Annotated in this window: 16 protein-coding genes; 11 read left to right on the forward strand and 5 right to left on the reverse strand. The window is 71.3% G+C overall.

All coding sequences use genetic code 11. From position 1 onward, the window contains the following. Positions 1-41 precede the first annotated feature (41 nt). Complete coding sequence (locus OG607_RS30250) at positions 42-926, reverse strand: hypothetical protein (RefSeq protein ID WP_405730230.1); 885 nt, start codon at positions 924-926, stop codon at positions 42-44. Positions 927-1,236: 310 nt separating this feature from the next. Then, positions 1,237-1,503, reverse strand: coding sequence for a 30S ribosomal protein S20 (gene rpsT / locus OG607_RS30255; protein ID WP_405730232.1), 267 nt, complete (start codon positions 1,501-1,503; stop codon positions 1,237-1,239). Positions 1,504-1,693: 190 nt separating this feature from the next. Here rpsT and lepA point away from each other — a divergent pair, with 190 nt between their 5' ends. The 5 genes from lepA to hemW all read left to right on the forward strand — a co-directional run bounded on the left by lepA (position 1,694) and on the right by hemW (position 9,624). Beyond that, positions 1,694-3,559, forward strand: a complete 1,866-nt coding sequence (lepA, locus tag OG607_RS30260; RefSeq protein ID WP_405730234.1) for a translation elongation factor 4 — start codon at positions 1,694-1,696, stop codon at positions 3,557-3,559. Between the two features lie 230 nt (positions 3,560-3,789). Continuing rightward, positions 3,790-4,044, forward strand: coding sequence for a hypothetical protein (locus OG607_RS30265; RefSeq protein ID WP_405730236.1), 255 nt, complete (start codon positions 3,790-3,792; stop codon positions 4,042-4,044). Between the two features lie 199 nt (positions 4,045-4,243). Continuing rightward, positions 4,244-6,124 (forward strand): AMP-dependent synthetase/ligase, encoded by a 1,881-nt coding sequence (locus OG607_RS30270; protein ID WP_405730238.1) that lies wholly within the window; start codon positions 4,244-4,246, stop codon positions 6,122-6,124. Between the two features lie 418 nt (positions 6,125-6,542). Then, positions 6,543-8,354 carry a SpoIIE family protein phosphatase gene (locus OG607_RS30275; protein ID WP_405730240.1) on the forward strand — a complete coding sequence of 604 codons (1,812 nt, stop codon included), beginning with the start codon at positions 6,543-6,545 and terminating at the stop codon, positions 8,352-8,354. Positions 8,355-8,391: 37 nt separating this feature from the next. Beyond that, positions 8,392-9,624 (forward strand): radical SAM family heme chaperone HemW, encoded by a 1,233-nt coding sequence (hemW, locus tag OG607_RS30280; protein WP_405730242.1) that lies wholly within the window; start codon positions 8,392-8,394, stop codon positions 9,622-9,624. Between the two features lie 16 nt (positions 9,625-9,640). Here the strand turns inward: hemW and OG607_RS30285 are convergent, their stop codons facing one another. Both OG607_RS30285 and OG607_RS30290 read right to left on the reverse strand, forming a co-directional pair. Beyond that, positions 9,641-10,471 carry a DUF3097 domain-containing protein gene (locus tag OG607_RS30285; protein WP_405730244.1) on the reverse strand — a complete coding sequence of 277 codons (831 nt, stop codon included), beginning with the start codon at positions 10,469-10,471 and terminating at the stop codon, positions 9,641-9,643. A 134-nt stretch (positions 10,472-10,605) separates the two neighbouring features. After that, positions 10,606-11,355 carry an MBL fold metallo-hydrolase gene (locus OG607_RS30290; protein WP_405730245.1) on the reverse strand — a complete coding sequence of 250 codons (750 nt, stop codon included), beginning with the start codon at positions 11,353-11,355 and terminating at the stop codon, positions 10,606-10,608. 143 nt (positions 11,356-11,498) lie between these two features. Between OG607_RS30290 and hrcA the strand changes: the two genes are divergently transcribed. From hrcA to OG607_RS30310, 4 genes are all read left to right on the forward strand, one after another. Beyond that, positions 11,499-12,521 carry a heat-inducible transcriptional repressor HrcA gene (gene hrcA, locus OG607_RS30295; RefSeq protein ID WP_405730247.1) on the forward strand — a complete coding sequence of 341 codons (1,023 nt, stop codon included), beginning with the start codon at positions 11,499-11,501 and terminating at the stop codon, positions 12,519-12,521. Beyond that, positions 12,522-13,658: a molecular chaperone DnaJ gene (gene dnaJ, locus OG607_RS30300; RefSeq protein ID WP_405730249.1), complete on the forward strand. Its 1,137-nt coding sequence runs from the start codon at positions 12,522-12,524 to the stop codon at positions 13,656-13,658. A 76-nt stretch (positions 13,659-13,734) separates the two neighbouring features. Next, a complete protein-coding gene (locus OG607_RS30305; protein WP_405730251.1) occupies positions 13,735-14,805 on the forward strand; it encodes a nitronate monooxygenase in 1,071 nt (356 codons plus the stop codon). After that, entirely contained in the window at positions 14,802-15,539 is a 738-nt protein-coding gene (locus tag OG607_RS30310; RefSeq protein WP_405730253.1) for a 16S rRNA (uracil(1498)-N(3))-methyltransferase, read from the forward strand. The genes OG607_RS30305 and OG607_RS30310 overlap by 4 nt, the downstream gene beginning before the upstream one ends. A 6-nt stretch (positions 15,540-15,545) precedes the next feature. Here OG607_RS30310 and OG607_RS30315 read toward each other — a convergent pair whose 3' ends face one another. Further along, entirely contained in the window at positions 15,546-16,907 is a 1,362-nt protein-coding gene (locus OG607_RS30315; protein ID WP_405730255.1) for a hypothetical protein, read from the reverse strand. A 142-nt stretch (positions 16,908-17,049) separates the two neighbouring features. On the opposite strand from OG607_RS30315, the gene OG607_RS30320 reads away from it, so the two are divergent. Together OG607_RS30320 and OG607_RS30325 are read left to right on the forward strand one after the other, a co-directional pair. After that, positions 17,050-20,268 carry a S41 family peptidase gene (locus OG607_RS30320; RefSeq protein ID WP_405730257.1) on the forward strand — a complete coding sequence of 1,073 codons (3,219 nt, stop codon included), beginning with the start codon at positions 17,050-17,052 and terminating at the stop codon, positions 20,266-20,268. A gap of 127 nt (positions 20,269-20,395) precedes the next feature. Next, the gene (locus OG607_RS30325) at positions 20,396-21,310 is read left to right on the forward strand and encodes an ATP-binding protein (protein ID WP_405730259.1); all 915 of its coding nucleotides are present in this window, start codon (positions 20,396-20,398) and stop codon (positions 21,308-21,310) included. The last annotated feature ends 34 nt before the right edge of the window (positions 21,311-21,344 follow it).

Here is a 21,344-nt window from a genome sequence, read left to right on the forward strand (position 1 = left end):
TGTCCGACCCTGATCGCCCGGACAGGGCCTGGAGCGCTCCGTCAGCCCTTCAGCTTCTCCAGGGTCGACTCGGTGTCGGTCTTGAGCCAGTCCGAGACCTCGTCCACCTGGGGCGGGTCCTTGTCGTCGTCGTAGGACGAGAGATAGGCGCTCCAGCTCATCTCGTACGTCATCCAGCCGTCGCGCACCGCCAGCGTGGCGGCGCGGGAGCCGCTGGTGGTGCCGTTGGTGGTGTCCTCGGTGACGAGGTAGGCCTCGTCACCGAAGCCGGTGACCTTCTCGACGTCGTAGTCGCTGTAGCGGTCGTTGTAGTTCTCCCACTGGGCGGTGAACTCGGGTCCGGGATCGGTGACCTTGTGCAGATCGACCTCGACGGAGAAGTAGGCGTCGGAGTAGGACGAGCCGGTCTTCTTCAGGGAGATGCTGCAGTAGCTCTGGTCGAGGGCGTCCTGCTTGAGGTCGTTGTGGACCGGGCTGTCGTCGTCCTCCGGGTACTCGTTCTTGAAGGAGGAGTAGTCGATGGAGGAGCAGAGGTTCGACTTGGCCGTGTAGCCACGCAGGTCGGCCGTCGGGCTGTCGTCGCCGCCCAGGATGAAGACGCCGCCGGCCCAGAAGGCGGACGCGATCACCGCGCCGACCACGACCCAGAGCACGGCGCGGCCGGCGCCTCCGCCGCCCGCGCCCGGGGCCGGCGGCATGCCGGGTATCTGGGGTGCGTACGGGTTCGGCTGGACAGGGATGGCCGGGGGACCGTACCCGGCCGGCGATTGCGGGCTGGGGTAGGGGTACGCCGTCGGAGGCATGGCGACCGGAGGTGTGGCGACCGGAGGGGCCGCGACCGGAGGCGTGGCGATCGCAGGCGTCGTCGGAGGCTGCTGGGGCTCGGGCTGCAGCGGCGGCTGTGGCTGCTCAGGCGGCGTGGACATGACGTGACGATAAAGCACCACATAGTCATCGGGGCACCCATTGACGCAGATCGTTACGGGTCCACGACACAAGAAGGGGCACACGAAGGGGCACACCAAGGGCCACAACAACGAAGGCCCCCGCTCCGGTGGTTGACCGGTACGGGGGCCTTCTGCGCGCTGCGCACACGTGGCGAACGCGTCCGCGCGCAGCGCAACTGCTGTGGGTGCCGGTCCGGGCGGTAGAGGGGCCGCTTGTTCCGGTTGCCGGCGGGTCGATCCGTGAAGCAGATGGAGCAGATAGAGCAGATGAAGCAGGTGAAGCGGAAGGTCAGGCGCTGAGGCCGGCGACCTGACCAGCGAGCGCCGACTTCTTGTTGGCGGCCTGGTTCTTGTGGATGACGCCCTTGCTCACGGCCTTGTCGAGCTTCCTGGCGGCCAGACGGGCAGCCTCGGTGGCCTTCTCGACGTCACCGGTGGCCACGGCCTCGCGGGTACGGCGGATGGCGGTCTTGAGCTCGGACTTGACGGCCTTGTTGCGCAGGCGCGCCTTCTCGTTGGTCTTGTTCCGCTTGATCTGGGACTTGATGTTCGCCACGAAAAGAGCCTTCTCAGGTTCGTTGGATCTTGGTTGGATCTTTGGTGAGCGCCTCGGGTCAGAGGGCACGAGGCACAGTGCTCCAGGCTACCAGCAGCCCCGCGAGCGGCCCAAACCGAGCTGGGGCCCGCGGCATGGGACTATAGAGGCCGACCCTCATACGTATCGTTCCGATCAGACTGGACCCTGCGTGCCCGCGACCCCTACCCATGTGCCCGAGCCGAGCCGTACCGACCCGGCGCTGATCCGCAACTTCTGCATCATCGCGCACATCGACCACGGCAAGTCGACGCTCGCCGACCGGATGCTGCAGCTGACCGGTGTGGTGGACTCGCGGCAGATGCGCGCCCAGTACCTGGACCGCATGGACATCGAGCGTGAGCGCGGCATCACGATCAAGTCGCAGGCCGTCCGGCTGCCCTGGGCGCCCACCACGGGCGACGGCACGGGGAAGACCCACATCCTCAACATGATCGACACCCCGGGCCACGTGGACTTCACCTACGAGGTCTCGCGCTCGCTCGCCGCCTGCGAGGGCACGGTCCTGCTGGTGGACGCCGCCCAGGGCATCGAGGCGCAGACCCTCGCGAACCTCTATCTGGCGATGGAGAACGACCTCGCCATCGTGCCGGTGCTCAACAAGATCGACCTGCCGGCCGCCCAGCCGGAGAAGTTCGCCGAGGAGCTGGCCAACCTCATCGGCTGCGACCCGGACGACGTGCTGAAGGTCTCCGCCAAGACCGGCCTGGGCGTCGAGGCGCTGCTCGACCGGGTCGTCCAGACGGTGCCGCACCCGGTCGGCGTCGCCGACGCGCCCGCCCGCGCGATGATCTTCGACTCGGTCTACGACTCCTACCGGGGTGTCGTGACGTACGTACGAGTGGTGGACGGCCAGCTCAACAAGCGCGAGCGGATCCGGATGATGTCCACCGGCGCCACCCACGAGCTGCTGGAGATCGGCGTCAGCTCCCCGGAGATGACGCCCGCGGACGGCGTCGGCGTCGGCGAGGTGGGCTACATCATCACCGGTGTGAAGGACGTCCGGCAGTCCAAGGTCGGCGACACGATCACCTCCCTCAGCAAGGGCGCGACCGAGGCGCTGGGCGGCTACAAGGACCCCAAGCCGATGGTCTTCTCCGGCCTCTACCCGCTGGACGGCTCGGACTACCCGGAGCTGCGCGAGGCGCTCGACAAGCTCCAGCTCAACGACGCCGCCCTGGTCTACGAGCCCGAGACCTCCGCCGCCCTCGGCTTCGGCTTCCGCGTCGGCTTCCTCGGCCTGCTGCACCTGGACGTGATCCGGGAGCGCCTGGAGCGCGAGTTCGGCCTCGACCTGATCGCCACCGCGCCCAACGTGGTCTACCGCGTGACGATGGAGGACGGCTCCGAGCACATCGTCACCAACCCGAGTGAATTCCCCGAGGGCAAGATCGACGAGGTCCACGAGCCGGTCGTGAAGGCCACCATCCTGGCGCCCACCGAGTTCATCGGCGCGATCATGGAGCTGTGCCAGACCCGGCGCGGCACGCTGCTCGGCATGGACTACCTCTCCGAGGACCGGGTGGAGATCCGCTACACCCTCCCCCTCGCCGAGATCGTCTTCGACTTCTTCGACCAGCTGAAGTCCAAGACCCGCGGCTACGCCTCCCTGGACTACGAGCCCACCGGCGAGCAGTCCTCCTCGCTGGTCAAGGTCGACATCCTGCTGCACGGCGACAAGGTCGACGCCTTCTCCGCGATCACCCACAAGGACGCGGCGTACGCGTACGGCGTGCGCCTGGTCGCCAAGCTGCGCGAGCTCATCCCCCGGCAGAACTTCGAGGTGCCGATCCAGGCGGCGATCGGTGCCCGGGTCATCGCCCGTGAGACCGTCCGCGCGATCCGCAAGGACGTCCTCGCCAAGTGCTACGGCGGTGACATCTCCCGTAAGCGGAAGCTGCTGGAGAAGCAGAAGGAAGGCAAGAAGCGGATGAAGATGGTCGGCTCCGTGGAGGTGCCGCAGGAGGCCTTCATCGCGGTGCTGTCCAGCGACGAGAGCTCGTCCAAGAAGAAGTAGCGGTTCCCGGTTCTCGTACGAACGCGATACGAACGCCATACGAACGGCTCGGCCGCACCGCATCGGGTGCGGGCCGAGCCGTTCGTATGAGAAGTGCGAGAAGTATGAAGACCCTTGCGGCATATGGGTGATTGGTGAAAAACCCGGTCATTTCCGGTTTCTGCTGAGCAGCTGTCGCCGTTACGCATGGTGACAGTGGCGAAGGGCGCCGCTGCGGAAGGGGAATTGAAGTGAAGTACACGAAGGCCGCCGCGATCGTCGCCGGTTCCATGATCGCGCTGGGCGCGGCAGGCGCGGCGCCCGCGTTCGCGGACAGCGGTACGGTGCCGCTCGGTGACGGTGCGACGAAGCTCCTGAGTGCCAAGGACGCGATCGCGAAGGACGGCCTGAAGGTTGTTGCGGGCAAGACCGGCGAGCTGCTGGGCGGCGTTTCCAAGACGGGCGGCACGACCCCGATGGTCGGTGGCCTGCCGCTCGGCGGCTGATGCGCGGGCGGGCGGGCTCGCCGCGCCATGTGCGGGCCCGCCGGCGTATCTACGTGTAGGTGCCACGTACCTCACTCGTCACGGTTGCATCGCGGTGGGCGAAGCCCCTTACAAAGCGGGTGCTGTTTCTCTACCCTGATCACGACTCGATGGTTACTCGCGAGTTAACCCAGCAAAGAGGCGGGCCCCGGAGGTTGTCGTGACGGACACGCAGACGTTGATCGAGAATCGGCCGCCCTCCGTGGCGACGCTCTTCCTGGAGCGGGTCGAGGCGACGCCCGACGCCGTTGCGTACAGCTACCCGGTGCCGGCCGCCACGGGCGGGCCGGACGAGTGGCGCACGCTGACCTGGTCGGAGGCCTCGGCCAGGGTCCTCGCCATCGCAGCCGGCCTCATGGACCTGGGCGTACGGCCCGAGGAGCGGGTGGCGATCGCCTCGTCGACGCGGGTCGAGTGGATCCTGGCCGACCTGGGCATCCTGTGTGCGGGCGCGGCCACCACGACCGTCTACCCCAGCACCAACGCCGACGACACCGCGTTCATCCTGGCCGACTCCGGCAGCCGGGTGCTGATCGCGGAGGACGCCGCGCAGCTGGCCAAGGCCCAGGAGCGGCGCGCGGAGCTGCCCGAGCTCGCACATGTGGTGCTGATCAACGCCGACGGCGTCGACACCGCCGCCGACGACGGCTGGGTGCTGTCGCTGGCGGAGCTGGAGCAGCGCGGAGCGGCGTATCTGGAGAAGAACCCGGACGCCGTCACGAAGGCGGTCGGCGCGCAGACCAAGGACCAGCTGGCGACGCTGATCTACACCTCCGGCACCACCGGCCGCCCCAAGGGTGTGCGACTGGCGCAGGACTCCTGGTCGTACATGGGGCGGGCGATCCAGGCGATCGACATCCTGAACGAGGACGACGTCGAGTACCTGTGGCTGCCGCTCGCGCACGTCTTCGGAAAGGTGCTGATCGCGGGCCACCTCACGGTCGGGCACCAGATGGCGGTCGACGGCCGGGTGGACAAGATCATCGAGCACCTGCCGGTGGTACGGCCCACCTACATGGCCTCCGTGCCGCGGATCTTCGAGAAGGTCTACAACGGGGTCGCGGCCAAGGCCCGCGCGGGCGGCGGCGCCAAGTACTCGATCTTCAAGTGGGCGGCCGAGGTCTCCCGCGAGTACGCCAAGGTCACCCAGGACAACCAGCGGCGCACCGGTACCGCCTCCGCGCCCTTCGCGCTCGCGGCCAAGCACACGGTCGCCGACAAGCTCGTCTACGCCAAGATCCGTGAGGCATTCGGCGGGCGGTTGCGCGGCTGCGTCTCCGGCGGCGCCGCGCTCGCCCCCGAGATCGGCTACTTCTTCGCCGGCGCCGGCATCCACATTCTGGAGGGCTACGGCCTCACCGAGTCCAGCGCCGCCAGCTTCCTCAACCCCGACACGGCCTACCGCACCGGCACCGTCGGCAAGCCCTTCCCCGGCACCGAGGTCCGCATCGCGGAGGACGGCGAGGTGCTGCTGCGCGGCCCCGGCGTCATGCAGGGCTACCACGGCCTGCCCGAGAAGACCGCCGAGGCGCTGGAGCCCGACGGCTGGTTCCACACCGGTGACATCGGCGAGCTGTCCCCCGACGGCTATCTGAAGATCACCGACCGGAAGAAGGACCTGATCAAGACCTCGGGCGGCAAGTACGTCGCTCCGGCCGAGATCGAGGGCCAGTTCAAGGCGCTGTGTCCCTTCGTCAGCGCGGTGCTCGTCATCGGCGCCGACCGCAACTTCTGCAGCGCCCTGCTCGCCCTCGACGAGCCGACGATCCTGGGCTGGGCCAAGGAGAACGGCCTGGACGGCAAGTCCTACGCGGACATCGTCGGCTCGGAGCAGGCGCGCGAGCTCATCGACGGCTACGTCAAGCGGGTCAACGCGGGGCTGCAGCGCTGGGAGCAGGTCAAGACCTTCCGGCTGCTGCCGCGCGACCTGGATGTCGAGCACGGCGACATGACGCCCAGCCTCAAGCTGAAGCGGCCCGTTGTGGAGCGGGAGTTCAAGGGGCTGATCGACGACATGTACGCGGGCTCGCGGGAGGCGTAGGCCGTAGGGCCTGTCTTGTGGATCTCCGTGGCGTCGCGTGCCCTGGCACCAGCGCTCGCCGCGTTGCCGTCGGTCAACGACGTCCCCCAGCTGGACGCTGGGAGGTGCCCCCACCGCGTCGCTTCCCTCCTCCGCCTTGCGATCACAGGCGCCGCAGTGACATCAGCCGCTGGCGCGGCGGGCCGCTCCTTCCCCACGGATATCCACAAGACAGGCCCTAGGCGGCCTTGCGGCCGGTGGCCAGACCGTACTCGCGCAGGAGAGGCGGAAGCAGGAGCGGGAACGGCCGATTTAAGGGCCATGTCGGCCTTCTTCGGTGACTCGGCGCTTACGAGCCCGCTCAGTCTGTCACGCTGGGCCTGCCGTCAAGGGTGCAACGCCGGATCTGCTCAGGAGCCGCACAGTGGGGCCAGCTTCCATGCCACGGGAGTTCGTTTCCCGTACCAGCCTGCCCGGGAATCAGCTGGCGGCCTGCGCCGCGCGCAAGTTCGTCCGCGCGGCGCTGGCCGAATGGACCACCCAGGACGTGTGGCCGGCCGACGGGATCAGCGACCGGGTGGTGGACGACGCCGTGCTGCTGGTGAGCGAGCTGGTGACGAACGCGGTGATCCACGCGGGCACGACGGCCGAGGTGCTGTGCCGGCTCGACATGCACGAGGAGCCCGGCAGGCCGCCGTGCGGGCTGGTCATCGAGGTCTCCGACCACCACCCCGCGCGGGTGATCCGCAACCCGGTGGAAATGGAGCGCGAGGGGCGCGAAGGAGGGCGCGGACTGCAGCTTGTCGCCGCGTTCTCGGAGGAGTGGGGGATCACCTACCGCCGCGACCTCAAGACCATCTGGTGCCGGCTCGTCATCGACGCGGGCCTCGATCCGTCCGGGGAGCCGTTCCCGTCCCCGGACCTCGCCGAGAGCGACCGCGTACTCCAGCGCGACCTGCGCGCGGCGGAGATCCTGGCGCCCGCCCCGATGCGCGGTTCCCGGCGCTACGACACCGACTGGATCAGCCGGGGCTCGCTGTCCTTCCTCGCCGAGGCCTCCGACCTGCTCGCCGGACAGCTCGACGAGGACATGGTCGCCTCGCTCGCCGGACAGCTCCTCGTCCCCCGGCTCGCCGACTGGTGCGCGGTCTGGCTCAACCCCGGGGGCCCGGAGAACGCCGAGCCGCGCCTCGCCCGCGTCTGGCACCTGTCCGAAAACCGCATCGACGGCCTGCGCATGGTCCTGGAGAAGGACCCGCCCCCCGCCGCCGTCCGGGCAGGCGCCATGCCCTGGCCCTGGCCCGTTGCCGCCGAGACCTTCGACCCCGGGGGTGCCGCCCTGGCCTGCCCCCTCATCGTCGGCGGCCGCAGCCACGGCACGCTGCTGCTCGGCCGTACGGGCCTCATGCGCATCCCCGACGAGGTCATCGGCCTCATCGAGGACTTCGCCCGCCGGGTCGCCCTCGCCATCGGCACCGCCCGGCAGTACGCCCGCCAGGCCATGATCAGCCACGTCCTGCAGCGCGGCCTGCTGCCAGCCTCCATCGCCGCCATCCCCGGCATGGAGACCGCCATCGTCTACGAGCCGACCGGCGCCGACGTCGTCGGCGGCGACTTCTACGACCTCTTCCCCGCCGGTGACGGCCGCTGGTGCTTCGCCCTCGGCGACGTCCAGGGCAGCGGCCCCGAAGCCGCCGCCGTCACCGGCCTCGCCCGGCCCGTCATGCGCCTGCTCGCCCGCGAGGGCTTCGGCGTCGCGGAGGTCCTGGACCGCCTCAACCGTGCCCTCGCCGACGAGGCCGCATGCGCAAGCGCGGTGAGCGGTGAGCCACCCCGCTTCCTGTCCCTGCTGTACGGCGAGATCGTGCCGTACGCCACCGGGCGCGGCGCCCGCTGCACCCTCGCCAGCGCCGGCCACCCGCTGCCGCTCGTGCTCTCCGCCGCCGGCGGCACGGTACGGCCCGTCGCCGCCCCGCAGATACTGCTCGGGATCACCGACGACGCCGAGTACCTCAGCGAGTCCTTCGACCTCTCGCCCGGCGACACCCTGCTCTGCGTCACCGACGGCATCACCGAGCGCCGCAACGGCAACCGCCAGTTCGACGACGACGACGGCCTCGCCGCCACCCTCGCCTCCTGTGCCGGGCTCGGCGCGGGCGCGGTGGCGGAACGGATCCGGCGGGCGGTGCACGAGTACGACCCGGCTCCGCCGGACGACGACCTGGCGCTGCTGGTGCTGCAGGCACAGTAGGCGTAGCTCGCCTGGCCGATGGCGGACAATGGGGGACATGCCTTCCGTACTGCCTGACGGCGAGCCCCTGCCCGACAACGGCGCGCTGCCCCCCGGCGCGCTCGCCGGCGCGGCGGACCGCCCCCTGGGGTTCTACCTGCACGTCCCCTACTGTGCGACGCGGTGCGGCTACTGCGACTTCAACACCTACACCGCGAGCGAGCTGCGGGGCAGCGGCGGGGCCCTGGCCTCCCGTGACAACTACGCCGACACCCTGATCGAGGAGATCCGGCTCGCCAGGAAGGTGCTCGGGGACGACCCCCGGCCGGTCGAGACCGTCTTCGTCGGCGGCGGCACCCCCACCCTGCTCGCCGCCGGTGACCTCGTGCGCATGCTGGCCGCGATCCGCGACGAATTCGGGCTCGCGGCCGGTGCCGAGATCACCACCGAGGCGAATCCGGAGTCCGTCGACCCGGCCTATCTGTCCGCCCTGCGCAAGGGCGGTTTCAACCGGATCTCCTTCGGCATGCAGAGCGCCAAGCAGCACGTGCTCAAGATCCTGGACCGCAACCACACCCCCGGCCGCCCCGAAGCCTGCGTCGGCGAGGCACGCGCGGCGGGCTTCGAGCACGTCAACCTGGACCTGATCTACGGCACTCCCGGAGAGTCCGACGACGACTGGCGGGCCTCCCTGGACGCCGCGATCGGCGCCGGGCCGGACCACGTCTCGGCGTACGCCCTGATCGTCGAGGAGGGCACGCAGCTCGCCCGGCGCATCCGTCGCGGCGAGATCCCCATGACGGATGACGACGTCCACGCGGACCGCTATCTCATCGCCGACGAGCGCTTCGCCGCCGCCGGCTTCGACTGGTACGAGGTCTCCAACTGGGCCACCTCCGCAGCGGCGCGATGCCGCCACAACGAGCTCTACTGGACCGGCGCCGACTGGTGGGGCGCCGGTCCCGGCGCCCACAGCCACGTCGGCGGCGTCCGCTGGTGGAACGTCAAGCACCCCGGCGCGTACGCCCAGGCCCTGTCGGAAGGCCGTACCCCCGGCGCCGGGCGCGAGCTCCTCTCCGCGGAGGACCGGCGCGTCGAGCGCATCCTCCTGGAGCTGAGGCTCCTGGACGGCTGCCCCCTGGACATCCTCGCCCCCGCCGGTGCGGCCGCCGCCGGCCAGGCGGTAAGGGACGGCCTCCTGGAGGCCGGTCCTTACGCCGACGGACGGGCCGTCCTCACCCTGCGCGGGCGGCTGCTGGCGGACGCAGTGGTCCGGGACCTGGTCGACTGACGGCCCCGTCCGGACGTCAAGCCGACGCCGTGACGAAGTCGATGAGCTCCTCCACCCGCCCCAGGAGCTCCGGCTCCAGGTCCTTGTAGCTGCGCACGGACCCCAGAATCCGCTGCCACGCGGCCCCCGTGTTCTCCGGCCAGCCCAGTGCCCGGCACACGCCCGTCTTCCAGTCCTGCCCGCGCGGGACGGACGGCCACGCCGTGATTCCCACGGAGGACGGCTTCACCGCCTCCCAGACGTCGATGTAGGGATGGCCCACGATCAGCGCGTGCTCGCTGGACACGGCGGCCGCGATCCGCGACTCCTTGCTGCCCGGCACGAGGTGGTCCACCAGCACGCCCAGCCGCGCGTCCGGCCCGGGGGCGAATTCGGCGACGATCGCGGGGAGGTCGTCGATGCCCTCCAGGTACTCCACGACGACGCCCTCGATGCGCAGGTCGTCGCCCCACACGCGCTCGACGAGCTCGGCGTCGTGCCGCCCTTCGACGTAGATGCGCCCGGCGCGGGCGACCCGCGCGCGGGCGCCGGGGACGGCGATCGAGCCGGAGGCCGTACGGGCCGGGGTGCGGGGGCCTGCCGTGGCGGCGGACGGCCGGACGAGGGTGACGACCTGGCCGTCCAGGAGGAAGCCGCGCGGGGCCATGGGGAAGACGCGGTGCTTGCCGAAGCGGTCCTCAAGGGTGACGGTGAGGCCTTCGGCCGACTTCTCGCAGCGGACGACGGCGCCGCAGAAGCCGGTGGCGGCCTCTTCGACGACGAGGTCCGGCTCGGCGGCCACCTCGGGGGCTGCCTGAGATTTCTTCCAGGGCGGGGTGAGATCGGGCCCGTACTGTCGGCTGCGCATGGGTGCCATTCTTGTCCGCGGTGAGGTGCTCTCTGCTGGGGGTCCGGGGGTTATCCCCCGGGGGATGCAGTCAGGGCGGGGTGAGATCGGGCCCGTACTGTCGGCTGCGCATGCGCCAGATCGTATCCAGGACCCTAGGAACGCAAACGGAGCGCGTCCCGCTGCGCGCGCACGAAGCCCGCGTCGACGACGGCGCCGTGGCCCGGTACGTAGACCGCGTCCTCGCCGCCCAGCCGCAGGAGCTCGTCCAGGGTCCCCGGCCAGTCACCGGGGGCGGCGTCGGGCCCGGCCTGGGGGGCGCCGGACTCCTCGACGAGGTCGCCGCAGAAGACCACGACCGGGTTGCCGGGCACGATGACGACCAGGTCGTGAGTGGTGTGGCCGTCGCCGGGGTGGACGAGAAGGACCTGGCGGTCGCCGCCGAGGTCGAGTTCGTAGCGCTGGTCGATGAGGTTGGCGGGGCGGACGAGGGCGTCGGCGGCCTGGGCGGCGGCGCGGGGGTCGGCGCCGTGTTTGACGGCGTCGCCGCGCAGGGCGAGGCGTTCGCGCTCCAGGTAGGTGTCGAGGGTCATCTCGCCGTAGACCTGGACCTCGCCGGAGGGGAAGGCGGCCGCGCCGAAGACGTGGTCGAAGTGGCCGTGGGTGAGGACGATGTCGGTGACCGGACGGCCACCGGTGAGCCCTCCGGGACCGGTGATCCGCTCGCGCAGCTCCGCGCCCTCGGCGAGGGTCGAGCCGGTGTCGATCATGAGGACGCCGTCCTCGCCGACCACGACGCCGACGGTCACGTCCAGGAAGGGGAGCCTGCGCCGGAACACCCCGGGGGCGAGCCGCTCCCACCCATCAGGCACGTCAGGCACCTCAGACACGTCAGCCACGTCCATGCGGCCGACCGTATCGGGCCACCCTTGCCGAGGTCTTGCTACCGCGCCGTACACTGGCTGCGGGGAAGCTGGCACTCATCCGACACGAGTGCCAAAGTGCCAATGGTGCCACGGGACCCGCGTCTGACTGGAGGTGTGCGCTGATGCTCAGTGAACGGCGGCTCGAAGTGCTGCGCGCCATCGTCCAGGACTATGTGGGCACCGAGGAGCCCGTGGGCTCCAAGGCGCTGACCGAGCGGCACAGCCTCGGAGTCTCGCCCGCGACGGTCCGCAACGACATGGCGGTGCTGGAGGAAGAGGGCTATATCCACCAGCCCCACACCAGCGCGGGCCGGGTCCCCACGGACAAGGGCTACCGGCTCTTCGTCGACAAACTGGCGGGCGTGAAACCGCTGTCGACGGCCGAGCGGCGCGCGATCCAGAACTTCCTGGGCAGCGCCGTCGACCTCGACGACGTCGTGGCCCGCACCGTGCGGCTGCTCGCGCAGCTGACCCGGCAGGTCGCGGTGGTGCAGTATCCGTCCCTCACCCGCTCCACGGTCCGCCATGTCGAGCTGCTGGCGCTGGCCCCGGCCCGGATCATGCTCGTACTGATCACGGACACCGGGCGGGTCGAGCAGCGGCTGGTGGACTGCCCGGCGCCGGTCGGCGAGACCGTGCTGGCGGATCTGCGGGCGCGGCTGAACAGCCGGGTGGTGGGGCGCCGGTTCGCGGACGTTCCGCCGCTGGTGACGGATCTGCCGGAGAGCTTCGACCGGGACGACCGGCCGGCCGTCTCGCTGGTCCTGGCGACCTTGCTGGAGACGCTGGTCGAGGAGACCGAAGAGCGCGTCATGCTCGGCGGCACCGCGAATCTGACACGCTTCAATCACGATTTCCCCCTGACCATTCGTCCTGTCCTCGAGGCGCTGGAGGAGCAGATGGTGCTTCTCAAGCTGCTCGGCGAGGCCAAGGATTCAGGCATGGGCATGACGGTGCGAATCGGTCATGAGAACTTCCACGAGGGCCTCAACTCCACATCCGTGGTCGCGGTCGGCTACGGTTCGGGCGACGAGGCGGTCGCAAAACTCGGCGTGGTCGGACCGACCCGCATGGACTACCCCGGAACGATGGGAGCGGTACGCGCAGTGGCACGTTACGTCGGACAGATCCTGGCGGAGTCGTAAGTGGCGACGGACTACTACGCCGTCCTGGGCGTACGGCGAGACGCGGGCCCGGACGAGATCAAGAAGGCGTTCCGACGCCTGGCGCGCGAGCTGCACCCGGATGTGAATCCGGATCCGAAGACCCAGGAGCGGTTCAAGGAGATCAACGCCGCCTACGAGGTGCTCTCGGACCCGCAGAAGAAGCAGGTCTACGACCTCGGCGGCGACCCGCTGTCCGCGGCCGGAGGCGGCGGTGGCGCGGGCGGCTTCGGCGCGGGCTTCGGCAACTTCAGCGACATCATGGACGCGTTCTTCGGGCAGCAGTCGCAGCGCGGCCCGCGCTCGCGCACCCGGCGCGGCCAGGACGCCATGATCCGGCTGGAGATCGAGCTCGACGAGGCGGCCTTCGGCACGACGAAGGACATCCAGGTCGACACGGCCGTCACCTGCGGCACCTGCGCGGGCGAGGGCGCCGCCCCCGGCACCGCCGCGCAGACCTGCGACATGTGCCGCGGCCGTGGCGAGGTCTCCCAGGTCACCCGCTCCTTCCTCGGCCAGGTCATGACCTCCCGGCCCTGCCCCCAGTGCCAGGGCTTCGGCACCGTCGTCCCGACCCCCTGCCCCGAGTGCGCGGGCGACGGCCGGGTCCGGTCCCGCCGCACCCTCACGGTCAAGATCCCGGCCGGCGTCGACAACGGGACCAGGATCCAGCTCGCGGGCGAGGGCGAGGTCGGCCCCGGCGGCGGTCCCGCCGGTGACCTGTACGTCGAGATCCGCGAGCTCCCGCACCCCGTCTTCCAGCGGCGCGGCGACGACCTGCATTGCACGGTCACCCTCCCCATGACAGCGGCGGCCCTCGGCACGAAGTGCCCGCTGGAGACCCTGGACGGGCTGGAGGAGGTCGACATCCGGCCCGGTACCCAGTCCGGCCAGTCGATCCCGCTGCACCAGCGCGGTATCACCCACCTGCGGGGCGGCGGGCGCGGCGACCTCATCGTCCACGTCGAGGTCCTCACGCCGAGCAAGCTCGATCCCGACCAGGAGGAGCTGCTGCGGCGGCTCGCGAAGCTGCGAGGCGAGGAGCGGCCGCTCGGTCAGTTTCAGCCCGGGCAGCAGGGACTCTTCTCGCGGCTGAAGGACGCGTTCAACGGTCGCTGAGCGGTTTTCGCGGCCGGTCGGGGGCCACCCGACCGGCCGGTGCGACCCCCGGACAAGGTCATGAAACGATGGCCTCATGGCTACGCTGACCGACCTCTTCGCGTACCCCGTCGTCCAGGCCCCCATGGCCGGCGGCGGGTCGACACCGCGCCTGGCCGCCGCTGTCAGCGAGGCCGGCGGCCTCGGCTTCCTCGCCGCCGGGTACAAGACGCCCGAGGCGATGTACGAGGAGATCAAGCAGGTCCGCAGCCTCACCGCGAACCCCTTCGGCATGAACCTCTTCATGCCCCAGCCCATCACCGCCGATCCCGCCGCCGTCGAGGTCTACGCCGAGCAGCTGGCCGGCGAGGCCACCTGGTACGACACCCCGCTCGGCGATCCGGACTCCGGCAACGACGACGCGTACGAGGCCAAGATCTCGGTCCTGCTCGACAACCCCGTCCCGGTGGTCAGCTTCACCTTCGGCTGCCCGGACCGGGACACGCTGGACGCCCTCGCGCGCGTCGGCACCTTCACGGTCGTCACCGTCACCTCCACCGCCGAAGCGCTCGCCGCGCAGCGCGCGGGTGCCGACGCCGTCTGCGTCCAGGGCATAGAGGCCGGCGGCCACCAGGGCACCCACCGCGACGACGCCGAGCTGGACTGCGCGGGCGTCGGCCTGCTCGCCCTCGTCCCCCAGGTCCGCGACGCCGTGCAGCTCCCGGTCATCGCCGCCGGCGGCCTCATGCGCGGCGACCAGATCGCCTCCGTCCTCGCCGTCGGCGCCGACGCCGCCCAGCTCGGCACCGCCTTCCTCGTCTGCCCCGAGTCCGGTGCCAACGCCCTCCACAAGCGCGCCATCACCGACCCCGTCTTCACCCACACCGAGCTCACCCGCGCCTTCTCCGGCCGGCCCGCCCGCGGCCTCGTCAACCGCTTCATGCGCGAGCACGGTCCGTACGCCCCCGCCGCCTACCCCCAGATCCACCACCTCACCGCCCCCCTCCGCAGGGCCGCCGCCGCAGCCGGCGACCCCCAGGCCATGGCCCTGTGGGCGGGGCAGGGCCACCGGCTGGCCCGGAGCGTCGCGGCGGGCGAGCTCGTCGCCCTGCTGGCCGATGAACTCGACGCCGCCCGTGAGGCGATGGCTGCCCGGAGCGCGTCATGACGGCCCCCGTCTTCATCGTCGAGCCGGGTGCCCTCGCGGGCGACCGCATCGTCCTGTCCGGCGCCGAGGGCCGCCACGCCGTCTCCGTACGCCGCCTGCGCATCGGCGAGGACATCGTCCTCACCGACGGCGCCGGTACGGGGGCTTACGGCACGGTGGCGGCGGTCGAGGGCAAGGACCACCTCGAGGTCGCCGTAACCGCGCTGCGCAGCGAGCCCGCCCCCCGCCCCCGCATCACCGTCGTACAGGCACTCCCCAAAGGCGACCGCGGCGAGCTGGCCGTCGAGACGATGACCGAGACCGGCATCGACGCCATCGTGCCCTGGGCGGCAGCCCGTTGCGTCACCCAGTGGCGGGCCGAGCGCGGTGCCAAGGCTCTCGCCAAGTGGCGGTCGACGGCCCGCGAGGCCGCCAAGCAGTCCCGCCGGCTCCGATTCCCCGATGTGGACGAGCTGATGACCACCCGTCAGGTCGCCGCGCTGCTCGGCCGCGCCGCCTTCGCCGCCGTGCTCCACGAGGAGGGCTCCGAGCCACTGGCCTCCGCCCCCCTCCCGGCCGACGGCGAGATCGTGCTCGTCGTCGGCCCGGAGGGCGGGGTCTCCCCGGAGGAGCTGGACGCCTTCGCCGCGGCGGGCGCCAAGCCGTACCGGCTGGGGGCGACCGTCCTGCGTACGTCCACGGCGGGCGTGGCGGCTACGGCGCTGCTGCTGGGGCGGACCGGGCGCTGGGGTTAGTCCCGGCTAGTCCTTGTCCTTCTGCGTGATCCGGGTGCTGGCGGTGGCGGTGCTGTTCGCCGGGACCGCGTCGAAGGTGGCCGAGGTGACGTGCGCGGTCGCGGTGACGGTCCGTGGCCTCCCGGCGGCCCGCACCCAGACGTGGAAGGTGCGCTGCCTGCCCGGGGCCAGCGAGCCGATGTGCCAGGTCAGTTCGTGCGCGGCGGGGGAGACGCCGACCACGGGGAGTCCGAGTGCGCGGGAGAGGGTGACCGTGACGTCCCTGGCCGTGTCCGGGCCGCGGTTGGTCACGGTCAGGGCGTACTCGTACTTGCTGCCGACGCGGGCGTGCCGCGGGGCGTTGAGCCTGACCTTGAGGTCCGCCTGGTCGATCTTGAGGCGGCCGATGCGGTTTCCGTAGTACTCGGTGAACCAGATGTTGCCGTCCGGCCCGGCGGCGACCCGGAGGGGCCCGCTGGCAGGACTGATCCCGGAGGCGAACTCCGTCACGACCCCCGCCGGGGTGATCCGGCCGACGCGGTTGCCCGTCACCTCGCCGAACCAGAGGTTTCCGTCCGGGCCGGTGATGATGCCGTTCGGATGGCTGCCAGGGGTGATGCCTGCGCCGAACTCGGTGACGACGCCGGCCGTGGTGATGCGTCCGATGCGGTTGCCGAGTTCCTCGGTGAACCAGAGGTTCCCATCGGGCCCTGCGGTAATGTCCCTGGGCTCGCTGCCGGCGGTGATGCCGGTGCTGAATTCGGTGACGACGCCGGCTGTGGTGATGCGTCCGATGCGGTCGCTGAGCTCGGTGAACCATAGGTTGCCATCCGGCCCGGCTGTGATGTTGTTGGGCTGGCTGCCGGCGGTGATGCCGGTGCTGAATTCGGTGACGACGCCCGCTGTGGTGATGCGTCCGATGCGGTCGCCGCCGTACTCGGTGAACCAGAGGTTTCCGTCCGGTCCCGAGGCGATGCCGACCGGTTGGCTGCCGGCGGTGATGCCGGTGCTGAATTCGGTGACGACGCCCGCTGTGGTGATGCGTCCGATGCGGTCGCCGCCGTACTCGGTGAACCAGAGATTTCCGTCCGGTCCCGAGGTGATGCCGATTGGTTGGCTGCCGGCGGTGATGCCGGTGCTGAATTCGGTGACGACGCCCGCTGTGGTGATGCGTCCGATGCGGTCGCCGGTGACCTCGGTGAACCAGAGGTTTCCGTCCGGTCCGGACGCGATATCGGTCGGGGCGCTGCCGGCGGTGATGCCCGCGCTGAACTCGGTGATGTCCCCCGTCGCCGCCCGCGCAGGAGCGGTGGCCAAGGTGGGGACGGACAGGGCCATGAGACCACCGAGGAGGGCGGAGGCAATGCGGCGGTGGGGGCGAATGGGCATGGGGACAGGGACCTTTCGGTCGGGTATATGCTCTTTGTGGAGGTTTTGTGCTGACTCAGCGTAAGTTCCCGCACCTACCCCCACGATCGGGATCGCCCACCTGGATGACGCACTGCGCCCGACGGGTGACTAATGTGACGGCGTGACGCAGCCTTCGCACCCCGCGTATCTCCGCTTCCCCCACCTCCACGGCGACCTGATCACCTTCACGGCCGAGGACGACATCTGGGCGGCCCCCCTCGACGGCAGCGGCCGCGCGTGGCGCGTGAGTGCCGACAACGTGCCCGTCGACCATCCCCGGATCTCGCCGGACGGGCAGTGGATCGCGTGGACGTCGACCCGCGACGGGGCGCCGGAGGTGCATGTCGCGCCGGTGGACGGCGGGGCGTCGAAGCGGCTGACGCACTGGGGGAGTTGGAAGACCTCGGTGCGCGGATGGACGGCCGGCGGGGAGGTCGTGGCGATCAGCACCCACGGGCAGGCAAGCCTGCGGCGGAGCTGGGCGAGCGCGGTGCCGTTGGACGGGGGGCCGGGGCGGGTGCTGCCGTACGGGCCGGTGGGGGCGGTTGCGTACGGGCCGGGGGGCCAGGTGGTGCTGCTGTCGGCGGGGATGAACCGGGAGGCCGCGTGGTGGAAGCGGTACCGGGGCGGGACGGCGGGGAAGCTGTGGATCGACCGCGACGGCGACGGCGAGTTCGAGCGGCTCCACGAAGGGCTCGGCGGAAACATCGAGTACCCGGTGTGGGTGGGGGAGCGGATCGGGTTCCTGTCCGACCACGAGGGTGTGGGGGCGCTGTACTCCAGCCTGGCCGACGGGACGGATCTGCGGCGGCACACGCCCATTGACGGTTTCTACGCCCGCCACGCCGCCACCGACGGCACCCGGGTCGTGTACGCCTCCGTCGGCGAGCTGTGGATTCTGGACGACCTGGAGGGCGCCGAGCCGCGCCGCGTGGCCGTGCGCCTCGGCGGGCAGCGTACGGATCTGCAGCCGCACCCGGTCCGGGCGGCGCACTACCTCGGCGGGGCGCGCCCGGACCATACGGGGCGGGGCAGCGCGGTGGAGGTGCGGGGGACGACGCACTGGGTGACGCATCGCGGGGGCCCGGCGCGGGCGCTGTCGGCCGAGCCGGGGGTGCGCACGAGGCTGCCGAGGGTGTTCGGGGGCGAGGGCGACCAGCAGGTGGTCCGGGTGACGGACGCGGAGGGCGAGGACGCGCTGGAGGTCGGACCGGCCACCGGTGGCGCCTCGCGCAAGCTCGCCGCCGGACGGCTCGGCCGCGTACTGGGCCTTACGGTGTCGCCCGACGGGCACCGGATCGCGGTGGCCTCGCACGACGGGCGGGTGCTGCTGGTCGACACGCAGACGGGCGAGGTGCGCACCGTGGCCACGAGCGAGCACGGGCATGCCACCGGGCTCGCCTTCTCACCGGACTCGGCGTGGCTCGCCTGGTCGCACCCCGGCCCGGCCCCGCTGCGCAATCTGAAGCTGGCCGCAACGGCCGATCTCACCACGGTCGACGCGACGCCGCTGCGCTTCAACGACTCCTCGCCCGCCTTCACCTCCGACGGCAAGCACCTCGCCTTCCTCTCCGAGCGGGCCTTCGACCCGGTCTACGACGAGCACGTCTTCGACCTGTCGTTCCCCAACGCCTGCCGCCCGCACCTCATCACGCTCGCCGCCACCACCCCCTCGCCCTTCGGACCGCAGCGCCACGGCCGCCCCGTCGACCCCGGGGCCGACGACAAGCCCGAGAAGACCGACGGCGACACCCCGAAGAAGGACGCCGCCCCCGTCACCAAGGTCGACGCCGAGGGCCTCGCCGACCGCATCGTGCCCTTCCCGGTCGAGGCCGCCCGCTACTCGACCTGCCGTGCCGCCAAGGACGGCGTCCTGTGGCTGCGGCACCCGCTGCGCGGCGTCCTCGGCGCCGCCCGGGCCACGCCGGAGGCCGAACCGCCCGCCACGACGCTGGAGCGCTACGACCTCAAGCAGCTGCGTATCGAGGAACTCGCCGACGACGCCGACGACTTCGCCGTCAGCGGCGACGGCAACAAGGTTCTGATCACGGCCGGCCACACGCTCCGGGTCGCCTCCGCCGACCACAAGTCCGTGTCCTCGGAGGACGATTCGGACTCCAACGTCACCGTGGACCTCTCCCGCGTCCGCCTCACCGTCCAGCCGCACGCCGAATGGCGCCAGATGTACGACGAGGCCCACCGCCTCATGCGGGACAACTTCTGGCGGCCCGACATGGGCGGCGTCGACTGGGACGGCGTCGCCGAGCGCTACCGGCCCGTCCTGGACCGCGTCGCCACCCACGACGACCTGGTCGACCTGCTCTGGGAGGTCGCCGGCGAGCTCGGCACCTCGCACGCCTACGTCACCCCGCCGGGCGGTCACGGGGACGCCCTGCACCGGCAGGGCCTGCTCGGCGCCGACCTCTCCCGTGACCCGGAGGGCGTCTGGCGGGTCGACCGCGTCCTGCCCTCCGAGACCTCCGACCCCCGCGCCCGCTCCCCGCTCGCCGCCCCCGGCGTCGCCGTCCGCGCCGGGGACGCCCTGCTCGCCGTCGACGGCCGTCCCGTCGACCCCGTAACCGGCCCCGGTCCGCTGCTCATCGGCACCGCCCGCAAGCCCGTCGAGCTGACCGTCGGCACGGAACCGGACGGCGTACGGCATGTGGTCGTCGTGCCCGTCGCCGACGAGGAGCCCCTGCGCTACCACGACTGGGTCGCCGGCCGCCGTGCCTACGTCCACGAGCACTCCGCCGGACGCCTCGGCTATCTGCACGTCCCCGACATGGTCGGCTCCGGCTGGGCCCAGCTCCACCGCGACCTGCGGGTCGAGGTGGCGCGCGAAGGGCTCGTCGTGGACGTGCGCGAGAACCGCGGCGGCCATACGTCCCAGCTCGTCGTCGAGAAGCTGGCCCGCCGCATCGTCGGCTGGGACCTCCCACGCGGCCTCCCGGCCCTCAGCTACCCCATGGACGCCCCGCGCGGCCCCGTCGTCGCGGTCGCCAACGAGCACTCCGGCTCCGACGGCGACATCGTCAACGCCGCCATCAAGGCCCTGGGCATCGGCCCCGTGGTCGGCACCCGGACCTGGGGCGGCGTCATCGGCATCGACTCCCGCTACCACCTCGTCGACGGCACGCTCGTCACCCAGCCCAAGTACGCCTTCTGGATGGAGGGGATGGGCTGGGACGTCGAGAACCACGGCGTCGATCCCGACATCGAGGTCCCGCACACCCCGCAGGACTGGGCGGCCGGACGCGATCCCCAACTCGACGTCGCGATCCGCGTCGCCCTGGACGCGCTGGCGGAACGGCCCGCGAAGACCCCGCCGGCGCTGCCGTGAACTCAGCCCGTCCGGCGATTGAGGACAAAGGGTGGGCGCTACCTAGCAAGACCCGCCCGCCACTTTAGGTATACGCATCTTTCGCCGACCGCCCGCAGGGCCCCGTACGGCCCGGAAGACTCGGAGCGTGCCCGAGATCCTCGACCACGAACCCGCAGCGGACGTCGCGGAGCTGCTGCACGGCGCCCGCCTGGTGACGATCACCGGCATGGCCGGTGTCGGCAAGACGAGGCTGGCCGGGGAGGTGGCGAGGTCGGCCGGGCTGCCGGCGTTCGGGCTGGACCTGACGGAGTGCCGGGTACCGGGGATGCTGCCGCAGGCGGTGGCGGGGGTGCTGGGGCTGGCGCGGTACACGGATCTGCCGCCGGCGGAGGCGCTGGCGCGGACGCTGCTGAACCGCAGCGCGCTGCTCGTGCTGGACACGTGCGAGCATCTGACCGGCGCGTGCGCGGAGTTGGCGGAGTATCTGCTGGACGCGGCGCCCGGGCTGCGAATACTGGCGACGAGCCGCAGGACGCTGAGCGTCGAGGGCGAGCGCGTCGTGCGGCTCGGCCCGCTGCGCGCGGAGCGCAGCGTACGGCTGCTGATGCGGCGGGCGGCGGCGTACGGAGCGGTGCTGCCGGACTACATGGCGGTGCGGATCTGCGCCTACCTGGACGGCGATCCGCTGAGCATCGAGCTGGCGGCGCGCAGGCTGCGCCATATGTCGGGCAAGCGCCTGTCGGAGCGGCTGAGCATGCCGGGGGAGAGATTCGCGCTGCTGACGGACGGCCCGACGGAGCCGTTGCGGCACCACACGCTGCGCGCGGCGATCGGCTGGAGCCATGAGCTGTGCACGCGCGAGGAACGGCTGCTGTGGGCGCGGCTGTCGGCTTTCCCGGGGGAGTTCGCGGCCGGGCAGGCGGAGCTGCTGTTCCCCGGCGGGGCGCGTCCCGTGGACCTGGCGGCGGCCTCGGTGCTGCTGGCCGTGCCGCACGGCCGCTATCTGCTTCCGCTGGGCCACCGCGAGTACGGCGCCGACTGGCTGGCGCAGCTCGGATAGGCTGCGCGTATACCTACCAGACGCTAGCCGGAGG

The sequence above is a fragment of the Streptomyces sp. NBC_01537 genome, from assembly GCF_045040445.1.
Classification (GTDB): Bacteria; Actinomycetota; Actinomycetes; order Streptomycetales; family Streptomycetaceae; genus Actinacidiphila.